The sequence below is a fragment of the Olivibacter sp. LS-1 genome (assembly GCF_008245145.1).
Taxonomy (GTDB): domain Bacteria; phylum Bacteroidota; class Bacteroidia; order Sphingobacteriales; family Sphingobacteriaceae; genus Olivibacter; species Olivibacter oleidegradans.
Window position 1 is genome coordinate 4445349 of record NZ_CP041643.1, and the last position, 19882, is coordinate 4465230.

The following is a 19882-nucleotide window of genomic DNA, read 5'->3' on the forward strand; positions in this document are numbered from 1 at the left end:
ATGAAAAAAATCCTCGTTTTACTGAGCTTCATATGGTTTTCCATATCAGTGAAAGCTCAAATAGAAAGTCCGGTACACTGGAGCTTTTCCGCGGAAAAAATCAATACACAGGAAGCCTTCCTTGTGTTAAAAGCAGATATTGACTCCGGCTGGCATGTCTATTCGCAATTTATTAAGGAAGGCGGGCCTATACCTACTTCCTTTAAGTTTGATAGCTCGACAGCTTACCAGTTAGTAGACAAAGTGCTGGAGACGCCAAAGGCACTTTCCGGCTTTGACAAAAATTTCAATATGGAAATCTTTTGGCATGAAAAACAGGTGATATTTAAACAACGGATTAAGCTTAACCAGCCCACAACGATAACAGGTTCATTGGAATTTATGGTTTGCAATGACCATAAGTGCCTGCCTCCAACAGAGGAAGAGTTTAGCATCCCGGTGGGCCAAAAAGGATCACAAGCTCAACCGGTGGCTGAACCCGGACAGCGAAGTACCGGCACGCAATCAAAAGTGGAACAAGCCGCAAAAAGTTACATGCCCGGTGGAAGTGCTTCTTCTTACCTTGGAATTTTGATTGCGGGTTTTTTAGGAGGTCTGGCCGCTTTCTTTATGCCATGTATTTATCCGATGATACCGCTAACTATTTCCTTCTTTACCAAGCAGGAAGTGTCCAGGCGCAAAGGAATACAAAAGGCCTTTTTATACGGAACTTTCATCATTACAATTTATGTGGGCTTAGGATTGCTGATCACTTTTTTTTTCGGCTCATCCGCCTTAAACGAAGCGGCCAGCAGTGCTACATTCAATCTCATTTTTTTTGCTATACTGATCGTTTTTGCACTTTCCTTTTTAGGTGCTTTTGAAATTACTCTACCCTCCGTACTGGTTAACAGGATGGACGAGAAATCTAACAAAGGTGGGATAATAGGGCTATTTTTTATGGCTTTTACCCTAGCACTGGTTTCGTTCTCGTGCACAGGGCCAATTATCGGAACCTTACTGGTCGATGCCGTTTCTAACGGAACCTATTACGGGCCAGCGATGGGTATGCTTGGATTCTCTTTAGCTTTGGCAATTCCCTTTACTTTGTTTGCTATTTTTCCCTCCTGGTTGAAAGAACTCCCAAAATCCGGTGGTTGGTTGAATTCGATAAAAGTGTCTCTTGGTTTCCTCGAATTCGCGCTGGCTTTTAAATACCTGTCAAACGTCGATTTGGCTTACCACTGGGGGGTTTTGAACAGGGATGTTTTTCTGATCATATGGATAATCATATTTGCGTTTCTGGGCTTCTACCTTGTAGGAAAGATCAGACTTTCACATGATACTGAAACAAAAACACTTTCCCTTCCCCGTTTATTTGTCAGCATGCTGGTCTTTGGTTTTACGCTTTATATGCTACCGGGAGTTTTCGGTGCATCCCTGAAGTCGATCAGTGCTTGGTTGCCGCCTATCACTTCGCAAGAATTTGATTTAACCGGTTCGGCCGTTAAAGAGAAAACAGAAGAAACCGCTAATAAAAAATATGCGTCCCTTTTTCATACGCCATACGGCTTAGATGCTTTTTATGATTATGAGCAAGCTCTTGTGCAATCAAAAAAATTGAATAAACCCATCCTATTAGATTTTACAGGTTGGAGCTGCACCAATTGCCGTAAGATGGAAGCAAGTGTATGGTCAGACCCGGCGGTACTGGAACGTCTAAAAAAGGATTATATCCTGGTATCCCTCTACGTAGATGACAAAAGCGAACTTGCAGAAAATGAAAAGTACATTTCAAAATTCAGTGGCAGGAAAGTAAAGACCTTGGGCCAAAAATGGAGCGATTTTCAGGCTGCTTCTTTTGGCACAAATTCTCAGCCCTATTATGTTGTCGTAGACGGTTCTGGCAACCGGTTGACATCTCCGCAGGCATTCGATCTTAATGTTTCAAAATATGTGACATTTTTAGACAAGGGAACCGCCGCATATAAAGACATGTAATAATTAAAACCCAATCAAATGAAAAATATAAAGTATCAGTTGCTTCTATTTGGAGCGTTATTCTCACTGAGTTCATTCTCAATCATTCACAGCGTACATGATTTAATAAATGAAAGGCCGGTGAAAAGCAAGCCCATAACATTTATCGAAAACTCCTATTCAATCGCGTTAAAGAAAGCAAAAGCAGAACGTAAATACGTTTTTGTTGATGCCTATACAACCTGGTGCGGCCCATGTAAGCAGTTGAAGAACATAACCTTTAAAGACAGTCAGGCTGCTGATTTTTTTAATAAAAATTTCGTGAACATATCTATAGATATGGAAAAAGGGGAAGGCGCAGATCTGGCTTCAAAGTGGGACGTGCAGGAGTACCCTACGCTCTTAATTCTTGACTATAATGGAAAGGTGCTACTACGTTCAATAGGTTATCTCGATGCTAAACAACTGACAGCTTTTGGGAAGAAGGCTCTACAAAAAAATTAATTCCATTGAGTATCTCTGGTTTATTAACAAATCACTTTAGTTTATCAATGCCATTTGAAACCGTAAAATACATATCAATTGCTACCCGCACAACTATCTTTCGTCCAAGCTAAAGCTATTGTCGGCTATTCCAAAGAATCCTTAAAAAGTCAAAAATATTTGTAAGGATTCAATCAGATTTCCGACTAAGGGATGTTATTCACCGTTACGATTATGAAAAAAGATCGAAAGACATCATAAATCAAAATGGAACATTAAATTTACTTATGCTAACGAACGATCCCGAAATTAACACAATAGATAACCACGCAGTTAACCCGCATAAATGGGTCAGCAGGTACGCAGACTACCTTTACACATATGCCGCTTTCCGTATAAATGACGAGGATTTGGCGAGAGACCTTGTACAAGAAACTTTTTTATCAGCACTTGAGCGCAAGGAAAAGTTTGAAGGAAAAAGCTCTGAAAAGACCTGGCTTACGGCGATCCTAAAAAACAAAATAGTTGATGTATATCGGTCGAGATCAATGAGACTTGCAAAAGGAGTTGATGCAACAAATTCTGATGATACTGATACCGACTTCTTCGATCACAATGATGGCCATTGGAGGGAACAGCACAGACCTGCCGAACTGGGGATTGAACAGGCCGATGCACTGGAAAACAAAGAGTTTCAAAAAATATTGGAAGCTTGTATGAAAAAGCTGCCAGCTCTATGGTTTTCGGTATTTTCCATGAAACACATAGATGATGAAACCACTGAAATGATTTGCAGTGAGTTGAAACTGACATCGTCTAATTTTTGGGTGATTATTCATAGAACGAAGGTGAATTTGAGGTCTTGCCTTCAAAAAAACTGGATTTAAATAGATACAGATGAAAGAATTGAGTGAAGCGGAGTTAAAAAAAATAGCCTACAATTGTAGAAAGGCTACTTTTTTAATTGAGAAGCAACAAATCGGAAAAATAACGTTGAGGGAAAAGATGGAGTTAAAAATACACTTAACAGGATGTTCCATTTGTGTAACCTTCATGCAGCAAAGTGCGGTCATAAACCAAATGGCCAGGAAACTTTTTACCTCGGATTACAAGGAATTGAAATTAGATGAAGGATTTAAAGAGCAACTTCAAAAGCGGATCAACAATCAACTTGACGAAAATTGAGTGCAATTAAGGATTGATATATGACATTTACTCTTGTGAATTTAATCCGTCCGTTATCGGCATTTCTGCTGATGACAGCTCTCCTTTCACTTAGTTATTGCCCTCTTAGAAGAGCTATTCAAAATCTCATAAAAGGCACACAGGAAACGGAACGATCAGCTGACGGACGGCAGGCTGGCTTAGCTATTTGTCAGGGCATTATAGATAGCTCAGGCTCTACATTTAACGTGCCCGAGCCTAAGTCAGCAGTTAGCGTTCCTATTTTTACAGCTATCGTTTTATCGCTCTTTTATTCTATCCGGCGATTTCTCCCTTCCGAAAGACTCGTCTTACAGCGAAAGTCTTTAGTTGCTTATCGGAATGCTGTACCTATTTATTTAAGGAACAGAATCCTACTAATTTGATATTCTATTATTACGGAAACGAAGCACGCGGCGCGCGGCTTTAACTAGCACTGCTATTGCTTTACGGCAGTGGTTATTACCCAATCAACAATAATAAATAGAATATAAAAAAACAGACATGATAAATCACATTTTTTCAATATCAGAAAAGAATTATAAGCAATGGAGCCCGTTGTTTTTACGATTAATTATCGGCTTTGGCTTTATGGCACATGGATGGGCTAAATTGAGCAAGGGAAGCCCGGTAGGCTTTGAGAAACTTCTCACACAACTAGGAGTTCCGTTTCCTCATCTTAGTTCGTGGGTTGCATCGTTAGTCGAAATATTGGGCGGACTGGCAATTTTTGTCGGATTCTTTGTAAGTGTTACCGCTATACCCCTTATCTGCACGATGCTCGTTGCTATGTTCACCATTCATATCAACTATGGCTTTAGCTCGGTGAAAACGATAGGTTTAGCGCCACAGGGTCCTTTATTTGGCCCTCCCGGATATGAAATCAACCTATTGTACATTGCAGGCTTAATTTCCCTTATTGTTACCGGTGCAGGGCTCAGCTCAATCGATTCTTGGCTTGCAAAAAGGAAACCTGAAAAGAAATAATAAACTGGCCGGCACTAATAAAGCTGGCTAAATATCAGGTTCGAATCCGGTTGTATTTAAACACCGTCGTTCAAACCTGTGTGTAGAAGAACCGTAAGTCACCCCGGTCCAGCTTTTGTGCCCATGCCAGATAGCTTGGTAACCGGCCTCTTGGATTGCTTTTAAGTGAAAGCGGTTCCGGGGTGCTTTGAGTAACGTTATGGCATTTAATATTGGGAATTGCTGAACCGAATAAAAGTTTGAACCGAATCAGCAAAACGATCATTCATTTATCTAATTTAGCGTCTTCATTGAGAAAATCTAAATCATAAATGAAACGTGTTATATTTCTTGTACTTTTTATGCTGACTGCGGCGTTTGTATCGGCACAAGTTCTGTATTCAAAAGCCTATGGAGATCGACACGATCCGCCCATCATATTTATTCACGGCGGTCCTAGTGGAAATTCCACACTCTTTGAATCGACCACTGCGCAAAAACTTGCCGATAAAGGTTTCTACGTCATCGTGTATGATCGTCGCGGTGAAGGTCGATCCGTTGATTCAATCGCCACTTTCACTTACGCAGAAGCATTTAACGATTTGAACGGAATCTTGCAGCTATACAGCATCGATCAAGCGACACTTATAGGGCATAGTTTCGGAGGTCTGGTAGCTGCTCTATTTACAGAACGGTTCCCTAAAAAAGTAAACGCGCTTATATTGGCAGGAGCACTTGTTTCCCAACAGGAAACCTACGACCATATTTTATCGTCCGTTGAGCACATCTATAAAAGTAATGGAGACAGTTTAATGCTAAACAAGGTATCTGAAATTGAGCGGTTAAACAAAAACTCGGCTGAATATCGAAAAGCTTGTTACGAGCTGGCCAGCCTGAATCATTATTTCGAGATGCCCTACCCTACCAGACAATCAAACGAATTAAGGGAGAACTATGCATCAAGTCTATTTTTTGAACAGAATATCAGAAATAAAATTGCGCCTATTCAGTTCTATAAAAACGAAACGCTGCGAAATATTGACACCAAAAGCATATTAACTAAATTAAAAAGCACGACAGCAATATTTGCTATTTACGGAAAGCAGGACGGAATCTTCTCTCCTAAGCAATTACAGGATATTAAGAATATCGTAACACCGGACAACTTTGTTCTCATCGATAACTGCTCCCATTATCTCTTTGTAGATCAACAGTTGGAGTTTATTGATGTTATTAAGAAATGGGTAAATAACGATGAAAATAAGATTCAATAACGTATGTATACACTTTAACATGTAGTTCAGCGCTGACTTTTGGATGAGAGCTTTCCTATAAAGGCCGAAAAATATCAACTTTTCAGTTGTAAAATCGTAACGTGTTAATTATTTCATAAAGCGTCTCATTTTCAAATCATGGAGCTTTTTTTATTTTCAGAGAGTCTTATTTTAACGATTTTTTTAAAGGGCAGATTCGGAAAGTTCCTATATTTTCGGATGGCAAGACCCCGATTTATCTGCTTGAAAGCTCCAACATGACTTTTGTAGATAATATCTTTTACAAAATCACGGCTGAAATGGCCTCCGACTACGAGTTCAAACACGATCTAATCTGCGGCTATATTTTGGAGCTGATGCATTATGCCTTGAAAATGCAGCCCAGCGAAAGACTATATGACCAGATTGATGCAAAGACGCGGATTACGCATGTTTTCAATGAGCTTTTGGAAAGGCAGTTTCCAATTGAATCTCTGGAACAAAAGGTTGAGATACGAAGTCCCGGCGAGTATGCGGACAAGTTAGGTGTTCATGTCAACTATCTTAACAAAGCACTCAGGGATACTACAGGAAAGACGACCAGTCAGCATATTGCAGATCGACTGACCAGCGAAGCGATTGCTTTGCTCAAGCACTCTGATTGGAATATTGCTGAGATCTCCTATACGCTTGGCTTTGAGGACCCTTCGCATTTTAACCACTTTTTTAAAAAGCAAACCAGCCAATCTCCCAAAAATTACAGAATGCCTGTTGTCCGTTGAGCTTTGTTAACCAGTGACATTTAAAAATTCGCTATCATTATATCCTAATTCTGTATATTTCAAAATGCAAGTACGCAATAAAACTATCAGCTCTTTTGACGGGTCTGTAATCAGATCTGCCGGTACTGCACGATAATTTCGTTCTTCATATCTTACTTCGTAACTAGAAAAGGAGTTCGAAAGCGGAACTCCTTTTTCCTGCCAAATCATACGACAAGCATGATACGATGAAAAATCAGTTACTGGATAAAGTGATGATATGATCAACGATTATTTTAGTGCGTAATTAAGATAACCACCATCCGCAACGATCTCAGCTCCTGTAATGAAACTTGCGGCATCAGAAGCCAAAAACAACACTGTTTTCGCGATTTCATCAGGATGACCAAGCCTTTGCAGCGCTGTAGCGCCAGCTATTGACTCTTTTGCTTCAGCAGGTAATACCGTATCTAAGCCTGGCGTATCTATAGGTCCCGGACTAACAATGTTGACGCGGATTTTTCTTCCTGCCAGTTCATTTGCCGCAATTTGGGCAATTTTATTCAATGCTCCTTTAGTTGCAGAATAAACGATGGCACTCACGTTTGCCGCGGTGGCAACGGTTGAAGATGTGAACAGTACTGCCGCTCCATCTGCAAGATGGGGAAGTAATTTTTGCAACGTAAAGAAATGCCCCTTGACATTGGTGTTAAATTGTGCATCAAAATTTGCTTCGGTTACTTTTTCTATTGGCTCAAATGTTCCAATTCCCGCATTCAGGAAGAGAACATCTAATTTGTTTCCACTTTCTGCAACTGCTTTTTCCAGAATCGAAATGCCTTCGAGCTTTGAAGTGTCTGAAATCACTGTAAATAATTTCGGATTGTTTATTTCTGCATTTGCTTTTTGTAGATTTTCGGCATTTCTTCCCGTAATCCAAACATTTGCCCCTGCGGCGATAAATGCTTTTGCTGTTGCTAAGCCTATACCTGAAGTTCCACCGGTAATAACGACGTTTTTATTTGTAAAGTCCATAATTAAATTTTAGCTATTTTTGTAGTTTGTTTTGTAAACTACAAACGTATAGAAAAGTAGTTTTAAAAACAAACTACTTTTAAATTTGACATAATGAAAACAATTGAAAGAAGATCAACATGCCCGATCAATTATTCGGTGGAAATTTTCGGCGACAAATGGATGCTGTTGCTCTTACGGGATTTAATGTTTAATGGAAAAAATTCCTTCCTCGAGTTTCGGGCATCGGACGAGAAAATATCTTCAGCTGTACTGACGGAAAAGCTCAATATACTTTTAAATGAGGGGATTGTTTCTAAAGTAACCTCCCCAAAAAACGCTTCTAAATTCCTGTATCTACTAACTGAGAAGGGTATCGAACTGGTGCCGTTCATGGTGGAGTTTCTTAACTGGGGCTCCAAGTACAACCCTGACGGTGGTCCCAAATCATTGCTTGAAAGAATTAAAAAGAATAAAAAGAAAGCAATTACGGAGCTCCAGGATAAATTAAGAAGCCAGCAGCATTCCTATACAGAAAACCGAATCAACGCTTTTTAGTGAAGTCAATACGAATTGTCATCATTCCGTTTCAAAAGCTGGAAGTCGCTTATGCGAATTTGCTTTAACTGCTTTTTATAGCCACAAATTTTAGAAGATTTCTACTTTCGTTTTTTGAATTGACTCCCCCGTTTTCGGAAATTTTGCCTTCTATGTCATTTTTAACTCTTAGAAAAGGTTAACCTTCTTTGAATTATTTACCGTATATGCTTCTTAAAAAATGTTTTAACGATATCGGACTTCTACCTAGTAATTGTTTTACATCACTTTTATTGGTGTCGAACTCTCCTCTGGCAATCGCCTCACCGAACCTTGCCACATATGCTGAATCATCTTCAGAAAATCCGTTCTGCACAAGCTGCGCAATGTATGAATCTACCTCTGGTTGGTAATAAGTCACACTTCTTCCCAATATGTCTGATATTAGATCAGCGATTTCACCGAAAGAAAAAGCAGCGTCTGCAGCGATGACATATTCTTTGTTTTCATGCCCGGGAGTAGTCAGTACAACAGCTAGGGCTTCGGCCATTTCTGATATCGGTAAAAAAGGTGTTTTACCATTTCCGGCGGGGATGGAAACACCTCCATCCCATATATTAGTTGCGGACAACAGGGGAATCATGTCAGCATACAGTGTATTATCCATCAAGGTGTAAGGTACAGCTATCTGTTTTAGATAGTCACTTGTGTCTGCATGGTATTGTACATCTCCCCCCATTATACTGCGACGCAGATCTACCATATCAAAACTGGTATAAATGATATGACCGACACCAGTTTCCTTGGCAGCATTAATTACGTTTTTATGCTGCTCAAACCTGTGAACTATTTCCGATGAAGAAGATATCAGCAGTAGCTTGTCCACGTCTTGGAACGCACTTTTTAAAGACTCAAAATTCTGATAGTCGCCAATCCGCACCTGAATGCCTTTTGATTTAAATTCTGCCGATTTGGATTCATCTCTTACCAATGCTGCAATATTGTTTGCGGATATGCCTTTGTTCAATAAAGAATTAATGGTGGCTTTGCCTAAATTACCGGTTGCACCTGTTACTAAAATCATGGTGTTTGTTTTAATATAAATGATGATTACTTTTGTTAGGCTAAGATACTGCAAAAGGGCTTTGCCCGTTGTTAATAACAATAAAAGGTGGTAACCTAAAAGTGACTAATGAAGAATAAAAACGACTATGCTGACTGTCCTGTTACGGAAGTTATAGCTTTGTTCGGAGGACGGTGGAAATTAATTATTTTACGTGTGCTTTCTAAGCATGCCAGACGATTTGGAGAAATCAGTGTTAGGATACCTGCTATTTCAAAAAAAGTTTTAACTGAACAATTGAAAGAACTTGAAGCGGATGGCTTAATTAGCAGGAAACAGTTCGGGGAGTTTCCCCTCGCGTAGAGTATGCGCTCACGGAATATGGGAAAAGCCTTTGCCCGTTGTTAGCTTATATAGCAGCATGGAAAAAAGAAAGGGTTTAGGATGATTAACTTAAAATACTATAACAATCTCCGATTAAATGCACATTAGCGCTAAAAAAGCTGCCTCTTAAAACAAGAAACGGCTTCAATATATCTGCAAATACCGGATGCCTAATTCTTCTTCTTTTTAGCCAAATCAGCGCTGACTTCTTGGACAAAATCAGAATCAACAATTGCCGATTGCCAAAATACTGTATCATGAGATCGGTTTATTGCTCTTTTTCATCGCAAGACATAGATTACTATACCTTCGTCCTAGCTAAATCTGTGAATACTCCGCTGGCTGAAGAAATGTGCTCGTTATCTTAGATACAAGCTTTGAGTCTGCATATTCCGGAATCGCACTGATTTTCTTCCATTCCGGATCAGCACCAAAAGATTTCCAATGTTGGTCGCGTGCGGCCATATCATCGAAGGTAACCATATAAATAAGGTTCGGGCGGGCCTCTCCAATGATCGTTTCTCCAAAGAAAACCGGTTTAAAACCCAGCCGTTTGAAAATTTCAATCTCCCCCGCGTCATTGAACATCTCGCGCTTCTTTGTCCCTGCCACCTCACTCGCGTGCTCATATCTACGCAGTTCGAAAATACGTTTATCCTTCGACGGAAGCTCTATGCCGGGCATGTTTTTAAAGGCTTTAAGTAAGGAACTTTGTATACGCTCATATGCCGGTTTTGTTGCCGGAGCATTCAGGTATGAGGCACCTTCTGTAAGATAAAGTTTATCCTGTTCAAGCCTATCATTTATTGTCTCAAACTCGTGTAGTGATTGGTAAGGGATTAACACAATCACTATTGATTGTGCTGAAGGCTTAAGTTCGGTAAATACGCCGATGTTTTCAATGCCCAACCTGTTCAATGCGGGGATTGCTGCTTTTTCAAGATAATCTTCCACCAGGCTCAGCTGGTCAGCGTCCTTTAACGTATAGGTTCTAAGTTCATAATACATCTGCATCTTATTGCTGGGTTTAAGTTGAGCAAAACCAATCTGCGGTAGTATTGCGGCGGCAGCACTACTTACGATTGTTGTCTTAAAAAAAACGCGTCTTTTCATATTAAATATCAGTTTAACAGCGATAAATTTTACAAGAATAACGATTTTGGATCTATTTGCAAGTTTCAATCCAGTAAGGCATTATTTAAATATGATATATGCAGTATGTAAAGAAACAAAAGTTAGCACAATGGAAAGTTGATAGCGTTAAAATGGATTACTTTTAAATTGTTATGGCAAATACGTCGGAAGTTAAAAAACCATAATATTTCATTCGTTTATAGAAAGGTTCTATCATTGTAATTTTGTTCCATTACCTGTGGTTCGATTCAGTGTATGGATTTGACAAATTACATCGTGGTAATAATTTACAGGTTGGACTAATGAATTTGAAAATCATCTTTCAACAAGTACCTTTCGGTGCTTTTTGCCCCATTCTATCATTTGGTTGATCAACGTTCCGTATTCTTTTGCATACTCCGTAAAAGTGTATTCAACCGTCACCGGATAGTCCGTATATACTTTACGGGTAATGAGCTTATTATCTTCCAGTTCTTTCAGGTTTCGTGATAACATTCGGGTGGTAATCCCCGGGATGCTGTTTTTAATAGCTTTAAACCGCTTGTTCCCATTACATATGGCGTAGATTATGGGTAACTTCCATTTGCCTCCGATTACGTATATCGTATCTTGTAGAGCTTTTATATCCTTCTCGTTGATTTCCGTTTTTGCGCAAGTTTCCATACAATACCTTTCGTGTTTAGATATATGCACAGTATCATCAGTGATACTAGTTACAAAGTTATACTAAATAGCGAATAACTTTGTAAAGTATTAGCGTAAAGGGTAGGACGTCTTATTAAAACAATAGCGCAGTTCTATAGGCTAATAAAAATTAATTTTAATATGAAAGCAGTTATTTTAAAAAAACAAGGGGGTGTTGATCAGCTATCAGTCGCTGAGCTTCCCATCCCGGTTCCGTCAAAAGATGAGCTGTTAATCAAAGTTTACGCCATTGGTATAAACCCGACAGACATTTATGCCAGACAAAATGTAGCGTTAAATTATATCTTCAATAACGAAGAGCCCAAGATATTGGGTTGGGATGTCTCTGGTGTGGTTGTTGGTCATGGCGAGAATGTTACAGATTTCCACATCGGCGACTCCGTGTTCGGTTTATTAAACTTCCCTACTTTTACTTCGCCAGGCCATGCAAAAGCGTATGCTGAGTATGTACTTGCGCGACCGGAAGACGTTACTTTAAAGCCGGATAATATTTCGCACGATGAAGCGTCGGCAGTTCCTTTGGCCGCATTGACGACGTGGCAGGCAATCAAAAAGTACCCAATTAAACCTGGAGATCGGGTATTTGTCACCGCAGCTGGCGGTGGCGTTGGTCATTTTGCAGTACAAATAGCCAAGTATTTTGGTGCGCATGTAACTGCACTCGCCTCTGGAGCTAAGCGGGATTTTGTTAACAGCCTCGGTGCTGATGAGTTTATCGACTATCAAAGGACCAATTTCGTGAATGTACTTGCTCCTGTAGATTATGTGATAGAAGGTCTGCGTGATGAACATGTAGGACAGACACTGCGGATTGTTAAAAAGGGAGGGCATCTATTGAGTCTGTGGTCAAAGATTGACGGCACACAATGGGAGAAGCAGGCAAAGGCCGGTGGTATACATGCCTTCTATAATGCAGTGATGTCGAGCGGTAAGGACTTATCGGAAATTGCAGTGCTTTTAAAAATGCGCAGACTTATTCCTCATGTATCAAAGAAGTTTACGCTTGAACAGATGCCGCTGGCGCACCTTGAAATGGAAAAAAACCACACGACCGGCAAGATCATTGTCAACCCTACCTGAGAGCCTTCCTTTTTAGCACATAACGATCCAAAACCGACAGAATTACGATCGGTTTTACTGAATATTCAGTTTCAGATTTATCGGAGATCGCAAAAGAAAACTTAAATAACAAAAAAAAGTGCACAGCACAATAAATTTTTAATTAAATTAATATGTCAACGTTAAAAGAAAAAGTAGCTTTCGTAACCGGCGGTACGCGGGGCATGGGAGAAGCAATAGTGAAACGTTTAGCTAGAGAAGGCGCAACAGTCGCATTTACCTATGTAAATTCAGAAGATAAAGCACAGCTCATAGCAAACGAAATTAATGGAGCGGGAGGAAAAGCCTTAGCGATAAAAGCAGATGGCGCTGTGAAAGGGGCGGTGAAAAATGCAATTGAACAGGCAGTTTCCGCTTTTACTAAAATAGATATATTGGTCAATAATGCGGCAGTTTCTGTAGCGGGACCAATTGAATCGGCCGATACGAGGGAAGATGAATATGACCGCCAGATAGATGTGAACATACGCTCTGTAGCAGAAGCGGTAAGAACAGTCCAAAAGTACATGCCCGACGGCGGTCGTATAATCAATATCGCCTCTGTTGGTGGAATCAGAATCGGCGGCTCCGGTTTATCAGATTATGTTTCCACAAAAGCAGCTGTTTCAGCCTATACACGTGGGCTGGCATGGGATCTTGCGCCGCGAAAAATTACCGTGAACAGCGTTGAACCAGGAGCAATCGATACCGACATGCTGCAAAAGGCTGATGACGATGCCCGCCAACAGTATATCAATGCCATACCTTTAAAGCGGTTTGGTAAACCGGAAGAAATCGCTGCAATGGTCAGCTTCCTCGCAGGGGATGAAGCAGGTTATATTACCGGCAGCAGCTTCAAAGTAGATGGTGGTATATCAGCCTAAGCGAAAGTCTTTTTGCAAAACCATCGCATGTTGCGGTGGCTTTGCAAGATAGAAAAGGTTATAGCATACAAACTTCGCCTACTTCGGTGCCTTATAGCCGATTTATATTTTTTTGGTAATGTTTGCAAGAATTTCTGTAGTTTCATCTCTAAGCACAGGATTTAGTATTTGTCAATCAATATTGCCAATCATTTTGCTGGAAGAAACCATACCCTTCGCTCCCATTTGTATGTTTTTCTTATCCTGAACTCACGCTAATAAAAATTTGAATGGGGTTAATAACTTTTGATGCGTCATCATTATCACCGACGGATGATGTTTTTCATTTGTCGATGCCTTTAAACACCTGAATATACAACGGAAAAGTGTGTACAAATCTTTCATAACGGACCCTTTATGACGATCGGTTATTTTTGAAAAATTTTACAACAGAAAGCCAAATTATTCGATAGGATAAATATCCTTGAACTATAGACCATGCTGAAATCTCAATCTCACTTCTTCTTCGGTTCGCGGTAAAAGTTTCTCTAACATTTCTACTGCTGCGCCCTGCACTTCTTCTATAAAAGGCCGAAGCTCACGGTTATAGTTGTTAAAGGCTGATTGAAAATTCCCAGGGTGTTTTTCAAAAGCATCTGCCAATGCTGTTGCACCTATAATAGCTAACGAACCGCCCATACCTGCTGCAGGAGAAGCACAATAGCCGGCATCCCCTACCAGCGCCACCCTCCCTTTTGTCCTTGGAAGGAACCAACTATATTTTCCGTGTAAGCTGAGGGGGTATATGTGTAAAAAGTTCATATCTTGAATCTGTTTTCTATTACCTTCAATGGCAACGCTAAGGTTGATGTCTAAATTGATTACTTAGCAATACACGATGCACTTTCTGCTACATATTTGGTACAATAAAGGGAACATTTCGGATTAAAGTATCCAAAGTAAACTACTAAAACGATTAAAAAAAGGATTCTTACATATTATTATAACTCTAGTATATCATCTAAAACAATTATTATGAAGAATTTTTCCGTCAACTTATTTGTGGCTGCTTTATGTTTATTTATATCTGTTACGCAAAAGGGCTTTGCCCAGAGTGGTGGCAGTTTGTATCTGGGATATGGGATTGCGACTGCTAACTCTATAGAGGACGTCATTACGGATATAGTCATCACAACTGCTACAGGAGGCTCATACAGGGTAACTGATTCTAAATATAGTGGTGCAATTTTCGGAGGGTATAGAAGCTACATAATTGAGAAATTGGAGTTTGGTGGGACATTTGTTTATGAAAATGCCAGTAAAGATCTTTTAACGGAATCTGAGGGTACAAGTAGTATATCCACTAAAACTTATGCAGTGTTAGCAGAGCTTAAATATAATTACATTAACCACCAGCATTTTAGGCTACATTCTGGTATTGGCGCCGGTGTTGCACATGCTCGTACATCTGCTGAAGACGATGTAAGGGTTGAAAAGGATAAAACAACCGATTTCGCTTAACAGATAGATGCCATAGGTGTTAGTTACGGAAAAGCATTCAGTGTCTCTTTAAACATCGGTTATGGTTATAAAGGACTTGCTAATCTCGGGTTGGCATATAAACTTTAATGCTAGGATCACAAGAAAAAGCGCTCAGAATATACCAGCATCATTGTTTCTAGCTCAATGATTACCGGTATATGATGGTGCCAATGGAATAGTTACAATTACTTCCGTACCATTTGCGTTTGAATTTGAACTTTAAAAAACAACCTTCGTTCCCAGCGTATGGCAAGGAAAAATCACCGCTTCGCAGAAAAAATAAAATTATTATCTTGTCCGTTAAAACAGTTTATGATGAGCTATATTTCCGTTCTAACATTAAGTTTCTTATCACTAATTTTCGCACTTGATAGCTTTGGCCAAGAGGCCAAAACGGTCTTTATAGATGCGCGTGAGCTTACATTAGTGGGCAAGGTGCGTCATAAAGGTCCGTTCTACCATCGTTTGGACACAGTTGCAACTCCCAATCTTCCGAAAGCGGTAAAAGCTTTAGCTACACATTCTGCTGGTCTGGCCATTACCTTTGAGACCACCAGTTCCAAAATAGCGGCTAAATGGTGTACAGGCTCTAGAGTTCCAACAGATAATATGACAGGACTGGCCGTTGAGGGCATGGACCTTTATATTAAACGAAATGACCGATGGCAATATGCAGGTGTCGCTCGCCCAAAATCCCATGAGTGCAATGAGGTTGAAATTGTAGCGAATATGGCAGCCGGGAATAAAACATGCCTGCTTTTCCTCCCTACTTATGATGAGACTATATCACTTCAAATTGGTGTAGATTCCGGGGCAACCATTAGCCCAGCCGGTAACCCATTTAAAAAAAATATTGTGATTTATGGTTCGAGCATTGTACAGGGAGCATCTGCAAGCCGACCTGGTTTATCTTATCCTGCAAGGCTCTCGCGGGAAACAGGACTAAACTTTATTAATCTTGGTTTCAGTGGGAGTGCAAAAATGGAAATTGACGTTGCGAATTTAATATCTGATCTGTCGATGGACGCTTTAATCCTTGATTGCGTCCCCAATCCGTCGCCGGAGGAAGTGCTAACAAGAACAGCTGATTTCGTTACTACCATTCGCAAAAAACATCCTAAAATACCCATCATCGCCATACAAAGCATAGCAAGAGAAAAGGGAAATTTTGACACCGAAGTTGCCACCAAAGTACTGCTAAAAAACAATTATTTTGAGGCAGAGATCAAAAAGCTGCAAAAACACGACCCGAACTTGTATCTTATCTATGCGGAGGGCCTATTAGGGGGTGATCAGGAAGGGACTACAGACGGTATTCACCCCAACGATCTTGGGTTCGACCGGATGCTTCAGAAGATCCGCCCCATGATTTTAAAAATTCTCCAGCCTTATGGAATCTGACCTATTACAGAGCCACAGCAATTAACTGAACACCTAGGTGGCTAATTGCTTGCTATTGAATCGGGGTACTTTTAAATCATTATGGCAAATACATCGGACCTTATAAAAACCATAATATTTCGTTCATTTGTAGAAAAGGCCCTATCATTGTAATATTATTCTATTCCTACCTTTTGGCTCAGGGTGGTAGATTTGACAAAATTACATCGTGATAATAATTTACGCTATGTTTAATGATAAGCTTAATATTCATCTTCGAAAGACTAAAGTTTCAGATCTGGAAAGTTTATTTCGGTTTCAACTGGATCCGGATGCAAATTATCTGGCAGCATTTACGTCAAAAGATCCAACTAATAAAAGTGCATATTTGGAAAAATACACCAAGTTGTTAAATGACCCTACTGTTAACAACTTTACCATTGTTGTGGATGGGATCATCGTGGGAAGCGTAGCGAAATTTGTTATGGAAGGAAATGCCGAAATTACTTATTGGATAGGCAAGAAGTATTGGAAAAAAGGCATTACATCCTATGCTTTAAAGCACTTTCTTGCCATCGAAACTACACGTCCTATTTTCGCACGCGTTGCGTTTGATAATTTTGGTTCTCGGAGAGTTTTAGAGAAGTGCGGCTTTGTAAAAATCGGTACAGACAGGGGCTACGCTAATGCACGACAACTGGAGATAGAAGAGGTTATTTACAGGCTGGATAATTTTTAACAGCGTTTATTCCAGCCTGTAGTAGAGCAGCGCAAATAATCAATAACTAAACGTATTCATTTCTTAAAGTGTGTATCGCGTTTGTATTCATTTTGATTTCAGATCATCTTACTGTAACTGCAACTCAGCATCTGCGACAATAAAAACGCTATCACCTACCAATTTTTCAGGAAACTTGCTGCCTATTTCGAAATCAGAACGACTAATCGTACCGGTAACCTGAAAACCCGCCGTTCTTTTTTTCGTTACTGTATTGTTTATTGTCCCATTGTGTACCATCTCCATCGTAACCTGTTTGGTTACATCATGCATCGTCAACATTCCGGTAACAGAATATCTATTTTCATCGATTCTGGATATAGATTTACTTTTAAACTGAATAGTTGGATAGCTTTCCGCATCAAAGAAGTCCTTATCTTTCAGATGCTTGTCGCGTGCTTCTACTTCTGTATCAATTGAGCTGATTTCAGCCCTTAATGCTATCACGGCGTCACTGAAATCCGGCTTCGCGGCTTTAACCTCTATTTCAAAGTCTTTAAAAATGCCATTGACCTCAGAAATCTGCATATGCTCTATCCTAAAACCCAATCTTGAATGCTCCGGGTCGCTTTTCCACTTTTGTGCCGAAGCACACAGCGTTGTAATCGCAAGAAAAAAAGTTAATTTAAATCTTTTCATAAATTGAGTTTGTTTTGTAAAACAGTGCCAGTTTTAATTGGCACTGTCTTACACGAAAGTTGGCAAAAGGGAGTAATCCGTTATTTAGAAACACACAGAGGTCGTTAAATCATAAACTTTAATCCTTGTTATTATAAAACCCGCCATAATATTTGAATGGCGACCATACGGGAAGTGTTTCAGGTAATTTCGGGGACAGGCTTTTATACTCGTCTGCGCCAAAAACCACCCTGCCGTCTACGACGGTCAATAAGGAGGAGATTGTTTTTATTTCATCATCCGGTATGGTAAAATAATCTTTATTAAGCAAGACGAAATCTGCGAAATGACCCGGAATGATTTTTCCCATTTCACGCTCTTGATCTTCAAACCAGGTTGGGGCTACCGTAAACAATTTTAAGGCTTCTTCTCTTGTTAACCGATTATTTTTTGCCAATATTTCGGCACCCGACACTGATTTCCCTGTGGTCATCCAACTTATGCCTATCCATGGATTAAAGGAAGCGACCCTAAATGCATCCGTCGTCATCGTAAGTGGAACACCGCTATCATACAAATCACGTAATCTCGGGGTTTGTGATGCTTTCTCTGCTCCATAGGTTTTTACAAAAGCTTCGCCGTGCATGGCCAGCTTTGTATCTAAAGCGATACCGCCCCCTAGTTTTTTTACTCTGGCAGCATTCTCAAGAGATATCGTTTCGGCATGTTCAATACTCCAGCGTAAACCGTCCAATGGTGTCTTTTTGTTTATTGCTTCGAGTTCGTCGAGGAACGGAGTTATATTTTCGTCGTAGCTGATGTGCATGCGAAAAGGGATTCCTTTCTCAACGAGCTTGGTAATGTCTTCTCTAATGTAACGGCGCATTACTTCCTTATCGATAATTACAGCTGGTCTGTCGAAGTTTTCATGGTCATGTAGTTCCATTCTAAGCAATTCGCCGGCACCTTCATATTCATGACCATGTGCCATAGTCGGATGCAGATTCTCTCCCGGACTGATAGGGGATTTCTTTATTACCGCGTTAATTTCTGCATCTACCAAACTAGCGCTGTTCGTATCACCGTACTGAAGGTCTATGAATGGCATCCTTATGTTTAGACGATTCTCCTTCGCCAGTTGTTGTATTTGAGTATGTCCGTGAGGATGGCCGATCAAAGCGGCTCCATCAACAGCTGAAGTAACTCCAAAGCGGTTCAGACTATTTATTACATTTGCAATTGAACTAAGCTGCTCATCACTTGAAGGCTGTGGCACCATCGCTTCCAGTGAGATAAACGTAAATGTATACCCGTCTACGACCCCTGTATAATTTCCTTTCTTGTCCTTTTCGAATACCGTACCCGGCAACGCCGGAAAACGATCGGTACCTACTCCAAAAGCTTTCATAGCCATTTCGTTTAAAAATGCCCGGTTGTAAGCATACTGTACAATCGCAGGTCTGTTCGGAACTGCCTTTCGAATTTCTTCGATGGTGGGCAATCGATTTTCTTTAAACTGGTATGGCGACCAACCCCCGATCACTTTTACCCATTGGCCCTCAGGAGTTCGTTCTGCCTGCTCACTTAACATTTCCAATGCACGCTTCAAAGTCGGCACGCCTTCCCATCTGACATTGTAATTGTAACTCCTATCATTTAATATATGGATGTGGGCATCATTGATACCAGGTATCAACCGCTTACCACCTGCATTGATGACCTTGGTGCTATTGTCTTTCAATTTCAATATCTCGACATCTGTGCCTACAGCATAAATTTTACCTCGTTTTACTGCGAGTGCAGAAGCTTCGGGTTTGGTTAGGCTTCCGGTAGTGATCTTTGCATTAAACACGATCATATCGGCACCGATCAATTGTTCAGTGGTTTGTGCTCTACTGTATACAATGCTGATTATAGCTGTTGCTAGAACGATTAGTCTTCTCATAGTTTACTATTAAAAATTAATTTTTGATTGTCCTGTAATTCTTTAAATGGCACTCGGATATTTAATCCAAAATTAATTTTCCTCAAAATGTTAGAAGATGACATTTGCCTAAAAATTCAATCGGCAAATGTCTACGTATCAGGAATAACAGCTGTTTTGGGTAATGAACGGTACCCAACCGGAGTGTGAAGTTGTT

21 protein-coding genes and 1 pseudogene are annotated in these 19882 nt (G+C 40.2%); 15 read left to right on the top strand and 7 right to left on the bottom strand.

The window, feature by feature from the left end; all coding sequences use genetic code 11:
• From FKG96_RS18390 to FKG96_RS18430, 8 genes are all read left to right on the top strand, one after another.
• Positions 1–1980 carry a protein-disulfide reductase DsbD gene (locus FKG96_RS18390; RefSeq protein ID WP_149105822.1) on the top strand — a complete coding sequence of 660 codons (1980 nt, stop codon included), beginning with the start codon at positions 1–3 and terminating at the stop codon, positions 1978–1980.
• A gap of 18 nt (positions 1981–1998) precedes the next feature.
• Entirely contained in the window at positions 1999–2463 is a 465-nt protein-coding gene (locus tag FKG96_RS18395; protein ID WP_149105823.1) for a thioredoxin fold domain-containing protein, read from the top strand.
• 266 nt (positions 2464–2729) lie between these two features.
• On the top strand, positions 2730–3329 hold the full coding sequence (locus FKG96_RS18400) for a sigma-70 family RNA polymerase sigma factor (protein ID WP_149105824.1): 600 nt from the start codon (positions 2730–2732) through the stop codon (positions 3327–3329).
• Between the two features lie 10 nt (positions 3330–3339).
• Positions 3340–3627 carry a hypothetical protein gene (locus tag FKG96_RS18405; protein WP_013667424.1) on the top strand — a complete coding sequence of 96 codons (288 nt, stop codon included), beginning with the start codon at positions 3340–3342 and terminating at the stop codon, positions 3625–3627.
• 20 nt (positions 3628–3647) lie between these two features.
• Positions 3648–4031, top strand: coding sequence for a hypothetical protein (locus tag FKG96_RS18410; RefSeq protein ID WP_149105825.1), 384 nt, complete (start codon positions 3648–3650; stop codon positions 4029–4031).
• Between the two features lie 118 nt (positions 4032–4149).
• On the top strand, positions 4150–4632 hold the full coding sequence (locus tag FKG96_RS18415) for a DoxX family protein (RefSeq protein WP_149105826.1): 483 nt from the start codon (positions 4150–4152) through the stop codon (positions 4630–4632).
• 311 nt (positions 4633–4943) lie between these two features.
• Complete coding sequence (locus FKG96_RS18425) at positions 4944–5885, top strand: alpha/beta fold hydrolase (protein WP_149105827.1); 942 nt, start codon at positions 4944–4946, stop codon at positions 5883–5885.
• A gap of 257 nt (positions 5886–6142) precedes the next feature.
• Positions 6143–6646, top strand: coding sequence for an AraC family transcriptional regulator (locus FKG96_RS18430; RefSeq protein WP_246860301.1), 504 nt, complete (start codon positions 6143–6145; stop codon positions 6644–6646).
• Positions 6647–6916: 270 nt separating this feature from the next.
• On the opposite strand, the gene FKG96_RS18435 is transcribed toward FKG96_RS18430, so the two are convergent.
• Positions 6917–7660 carry an SDR family oxidoreductase gene (locus FKG96_RS18435; RefSeq protein WP_149105828.1) on the bottom strand — a complete coding sequence of 248 codons (744 nt, stop codon included), beginning with the start codon at positions 7658–7660 and terminating at the stop codon, positions 6917–6919.
• 93 nt (positions 7661–7753) lie between these two features.
• Here FKG96_RS18435 and FKG96_RS18440 point away from each other — a divergent pair, with 93 nt between their 5' ends.
• Positions 7754–8197 (top strand): helix-turn-helix domain-containing protein, encoded by a 444-nt coding sequence (locus tag FKG96_RS18440; RefSeq protein WP_149105829.1) that lies wholly within the window; start codon positions 7754–7756, stop codon positions 8195–8197.
• 193 nt (positions 8198–8390) lie between these two features.
• Here FKG96_RS18440 and FKG96_RS18445 read toward each other — a convergent pair whose 3' ends face one another.
• Entirely contained in the window at positions 8391–9260 is an 870-nt protein-coding gene (locus FKG96_RS18445; protein ID WP_149105830.1) for an SDR family oxidoreductase, read from the bottom strand.
• Positions 9261–9368: 108 nt separating this feature from the next.
• On the opposite strand from FKG96_RS18445, the pseudogene FKG96_RS18450 reads away from it, so the two are divergent.
• Positions 9369–9682: pseudogene (locus tag FKG96_RS18450) on the top strand (winged helix-turn-helix transcriptional regulator).
• Positions 9683–9941: 259 nt separating this feature from the next.
• Here FKG96_RS18450 and FKG96_RS18455 read toward each other — a convergent pair.
• Together FKG96_RS18455 and FKG96_RS18460 are read right to left on the bottom strand one after the other, a co-directional pair.
• Positions 9942–10736 (bottom strand): NIPSNAP family protein, encoded by a 795-nt coding sequence (locus FKG96_RS18455; protein ID WP_149105831.1) that lies wholly within the window; start codon positions 10734–10736, stop codon positions 9942–9944.
• A 336-nt stretch (positions 10737–11072) separates the two neighbouring features.
• Entirely contained in the window at positions 11073–11420 is a 348-nt protein-coding gene (locus FKG96_RS18460) for a helix-turn-helix domain-containing protein (protein ID WP_130855419.1), read from the bottom strand.
• Positions 11421–11582: 162 nt separating this feature from the next.
• Between FKG96_RS18460 and FKG96_RS18465 the strand changes: the two genes are divergently transcribed.
• Positions 11583–12542, top strand: a complete 960-nt coding sequence (locus tag FKG96_RS18465) for an NADP-dependent oxidoreductase (RefSeq protein WP_130855418.1) — start codon at positions 11583–11585, stop codon at positions 12540–12542.
• Between the two features lie 152 nt (positions 12543–12694).
• Positions 12695–13444: an SDR family NAD(P)-dependent oxidoreductase gene (locus tag FKG96_RS18470; protein WP_130855417.1), complete on the top strand. Its 750-nt coding sequence runs from the start codon at positions 12695–12697 to the stop codon at positions 13442–13444.
• Positions 13445–13912: 468 nt separating this feature from the next.
• Here the strand turns inward: FKG96_RS18470 and FKG96_RS18475 are convergent, their stop codons facing one another.
• Positions 13913–14245: a hypothetical protein gene (locus FKG96_RS18475; protein WP_210421317.1), complete on the bottom strand. Its 333-nt coding sequence runs from the start codon at positions 14243–14245 to the stop codon at positions 13913–13915.
• Between the two features lie 213 nt (positions 14246–14458).
• On the opposite strand from FKG96_RS18475, the gene FKG96_RS18480 reads away from it, so the two are divergent.
• The 3 genes from FKG96_RS18480 to FKG96_RS18490 all read left to right on the top strand — a co-directional run bounded on the left by FKG96_RS18480 (position 14459) and on the right by FKG96_RS18490 (position 17084).
• Positions 14459–14944 (top strand): outer membrane beta-barrel protein, encoded by a 486-nt coding sequence (locus tag FKG96_RS18480; RefSeq protein ID WP_149105832.1) that lies wholly within the window; start codon positions 14459–14461, stop codon positions 14942–14944.
• A 333-nt stretch (positions 14945–15277) separates the two neighbouring features.
• Positions 15278–16366, top strand: a complete 1089-nt coding sequence (locus FKG96_RS18485) for an SGNH/GDSL hydrolase family protein (RefSeq protein WP_149105833.1) — start codon at positions 15278–15280, stop codon at positions 16364–16366.
• A 226-nt stretch (positions 16367–16592) separates the two neighbouring features.
• Positions 16593–17084 (top strand): GNAT family N-acetyltransferase, encoded by a 492-nt coding sequence (locus tag FKG96_RS18490; protein ID WP_130855414.1) that lies wholly within the window; start codon positions 16593–16595, stop codon positions 17082–17084.
• Between the two features lie 108 nt (positions 17085–17192).
• On the opposite strand, the gene FKG96_RS18495 is transcribed toward FKG96_RS18490, so the two are convergent.
• Both FKG96_RS18495 and FKG96_RS18500 read right to left on the bottom strand, forming a co-directional pair.
• Entirely contained in the window at positions 17193–17762 is a 570-nt protein-coding gene (locus FKG96_RS18495; protein ID WP_130855413.1) for a YceI family protein, read from the bottom strand.
• Between the two features lie 118 nt (positions 17763–17880).
• Positions 17881–19686, bottom strand: coding sequence for an amidohydrolase (locus tag FKG96_RS18500; RefSeq protein WP_130855412.1), 1806 nt, complete (start codon positions 19684–19686; stop codon positions 17881–17883).
• Between the last annotated feature and the right edge of the window lie 196 nt (positions 19687–19882).

What these genes read in the sequence shown, in the direction of transcription:
- FKG96_RS18390 (WP_149105822.1), top strand. Translation starts at nt 1, where the DNA reads ATGAAAAAAATCCTCGTTTTACTGAGCTTCATATGGTTTTCCATATCA.
- FKG96_RS18395 (WP_149105823.1), top strand. Translation starts at nt 1,999, where the DNA reads ATGAAAAATATAAAGTATCAGTTGCTTCTATTTGGAGCGTTATTCTCA.
- FKG96_RS18400 (WP_149105824.1), top strand. Translation starts at nt 2,730, where the DNA reads ATGCTAACGAACGATCCCGAAATTAACACAATAGATAACCACGCAGTT.
- FKG96_RS18405 (WP_013667424.1), top strand. Translation starts at nt 3,340, where the DNA reads ATGAAAGAATTGAGTGAAGCGGAGTTAAAAAAAATAGCCTACAATTGT.
- FKG96_RS18410 (WP_149105825.1), top strand. Translation starts at nt 3,648, where the DNA reads ATGACATTTACTCTTGTGAATTTAATCCGTCCGTTATCGGCATTTCTG.
- FKG96_RS18415 (WP_149105826.1), top strand. Translation starts at nt 4,150, where the DNA reads ATGATAAATCACATTTTTTCAATATCAGAAAAGAATTATAAGCAATGG.
- FKG96_RS18425 (WP_149105827.1), top strand. Translation starts at nt 4,944, where the DNA reads ATGAAACGTGTTATATTTCTTGTACTTTTTATGCTGACTGCGGCGTTT.
- FKG96_RS18430 (WP_246860301.1), top strand. Translation starts at nt 6,143, where the DNA reads ATGACTTTTGTAGATAATATCTTTTACAAAATCACGGCTGAAATGGCC.
- FKG96_RS18435 (WP_149105828.1), bottom strand. Translation starts at nt 7,660, where the DNA reads ATGGACTTTACAAATAAAAACGTCGTTATTACCGGTGGAACTTCAGGT.
- FKG96_RS18440 (WP_149105829.1), top strand. Translation starts at nt 7,754, where the DNA reads ATGAAAACAATTGAAAGAAGATCAACATGCCCGATCAATTATTCGGTG.
- FKG96_RS18445 (WP_149105830.1), bottom strand. Translation starts at nt 9,260, where the DNA reads ATGATTTTAGTAACAGGTGCAACCGGTAATTTAGGCAAAGCCACCATT.
- FKG96_RS18455 (WP_149105831.1), bottom strand. Translation starts at nt 10,736, where the DNA reads ATGAAAAGACGCGTTTTTTTTAAGACAACAATCGTAAGTAGTGCTGCC.
- FKG96_RS18460 (WP_130855419.1), bottom strand. Translation starts at nt 11,420, where the DNA reads ATGGAAACTTGCGCAAAAACGGAAATCAACGAGAAGGATATAAAAGCT.
- FKG96_RS18465 (WP_130855418.1), top strand. Translation starts at nt 11,583, where the DNA reads ATGAAAGCAGTTATTTTAAAAAAACAAGGGGGTGTTGATCAGCTATCA.
- FKG96_RS18470 (WP_130855417.1), top strand. Translation starts at nt 12,695, where the DNA reads ATGTCAACGTTAAAAGAAAAAGTAGCTTTCGTAACCGGCGGTACGCGG.
- FKG96_RS18475 (WP_210421317.1), bottom strand. Translation starts at nt 14,245, where the DNA reads ATGAACTTTTTACACATATACCCCCTCAGCTTACACGGAAAATATAGT.
- FKG96_RS18480 (WP_149105832.1), top strand. Translation starts at nt 14,459, where the DNA reads ATGAAGAATTTTTCCGTCAACTTATTTGTGGCTGCTTTATGTTTATTT.
- FKG96_RS18485 (WP_149105833.1), top strand. Translation starts at nt 15,278, where the DNA reads ATGATGAGCTATATTTCCGTTCTAACATTAAGTTTCTTATCACTAATT.
- FKG96_RS18490 (WP_130855414.1), top strand. Translation starts at nt 16,593, where the DNA reads ATGTTTAATGATAAGCTTAATATTCATCTTCGAAAGACTAAAGTTTCA.
- FKG96_RS18495 (WP_130855413.1), bottom strand. Translation starts at nt 17,762, where the DNA reads ATGAAAAGATTTAAATTAACTTTTTTTCTTGCGATTACAACGCTGTGT.
- FKG96_RS18500 (WP_130855412.1), bottom strand. Translation starts at nt 19,686, where the DNA reads ATGAGAAGACTAATCGTTCTAGCAACAGCTATAATCAGCATTGTATAC.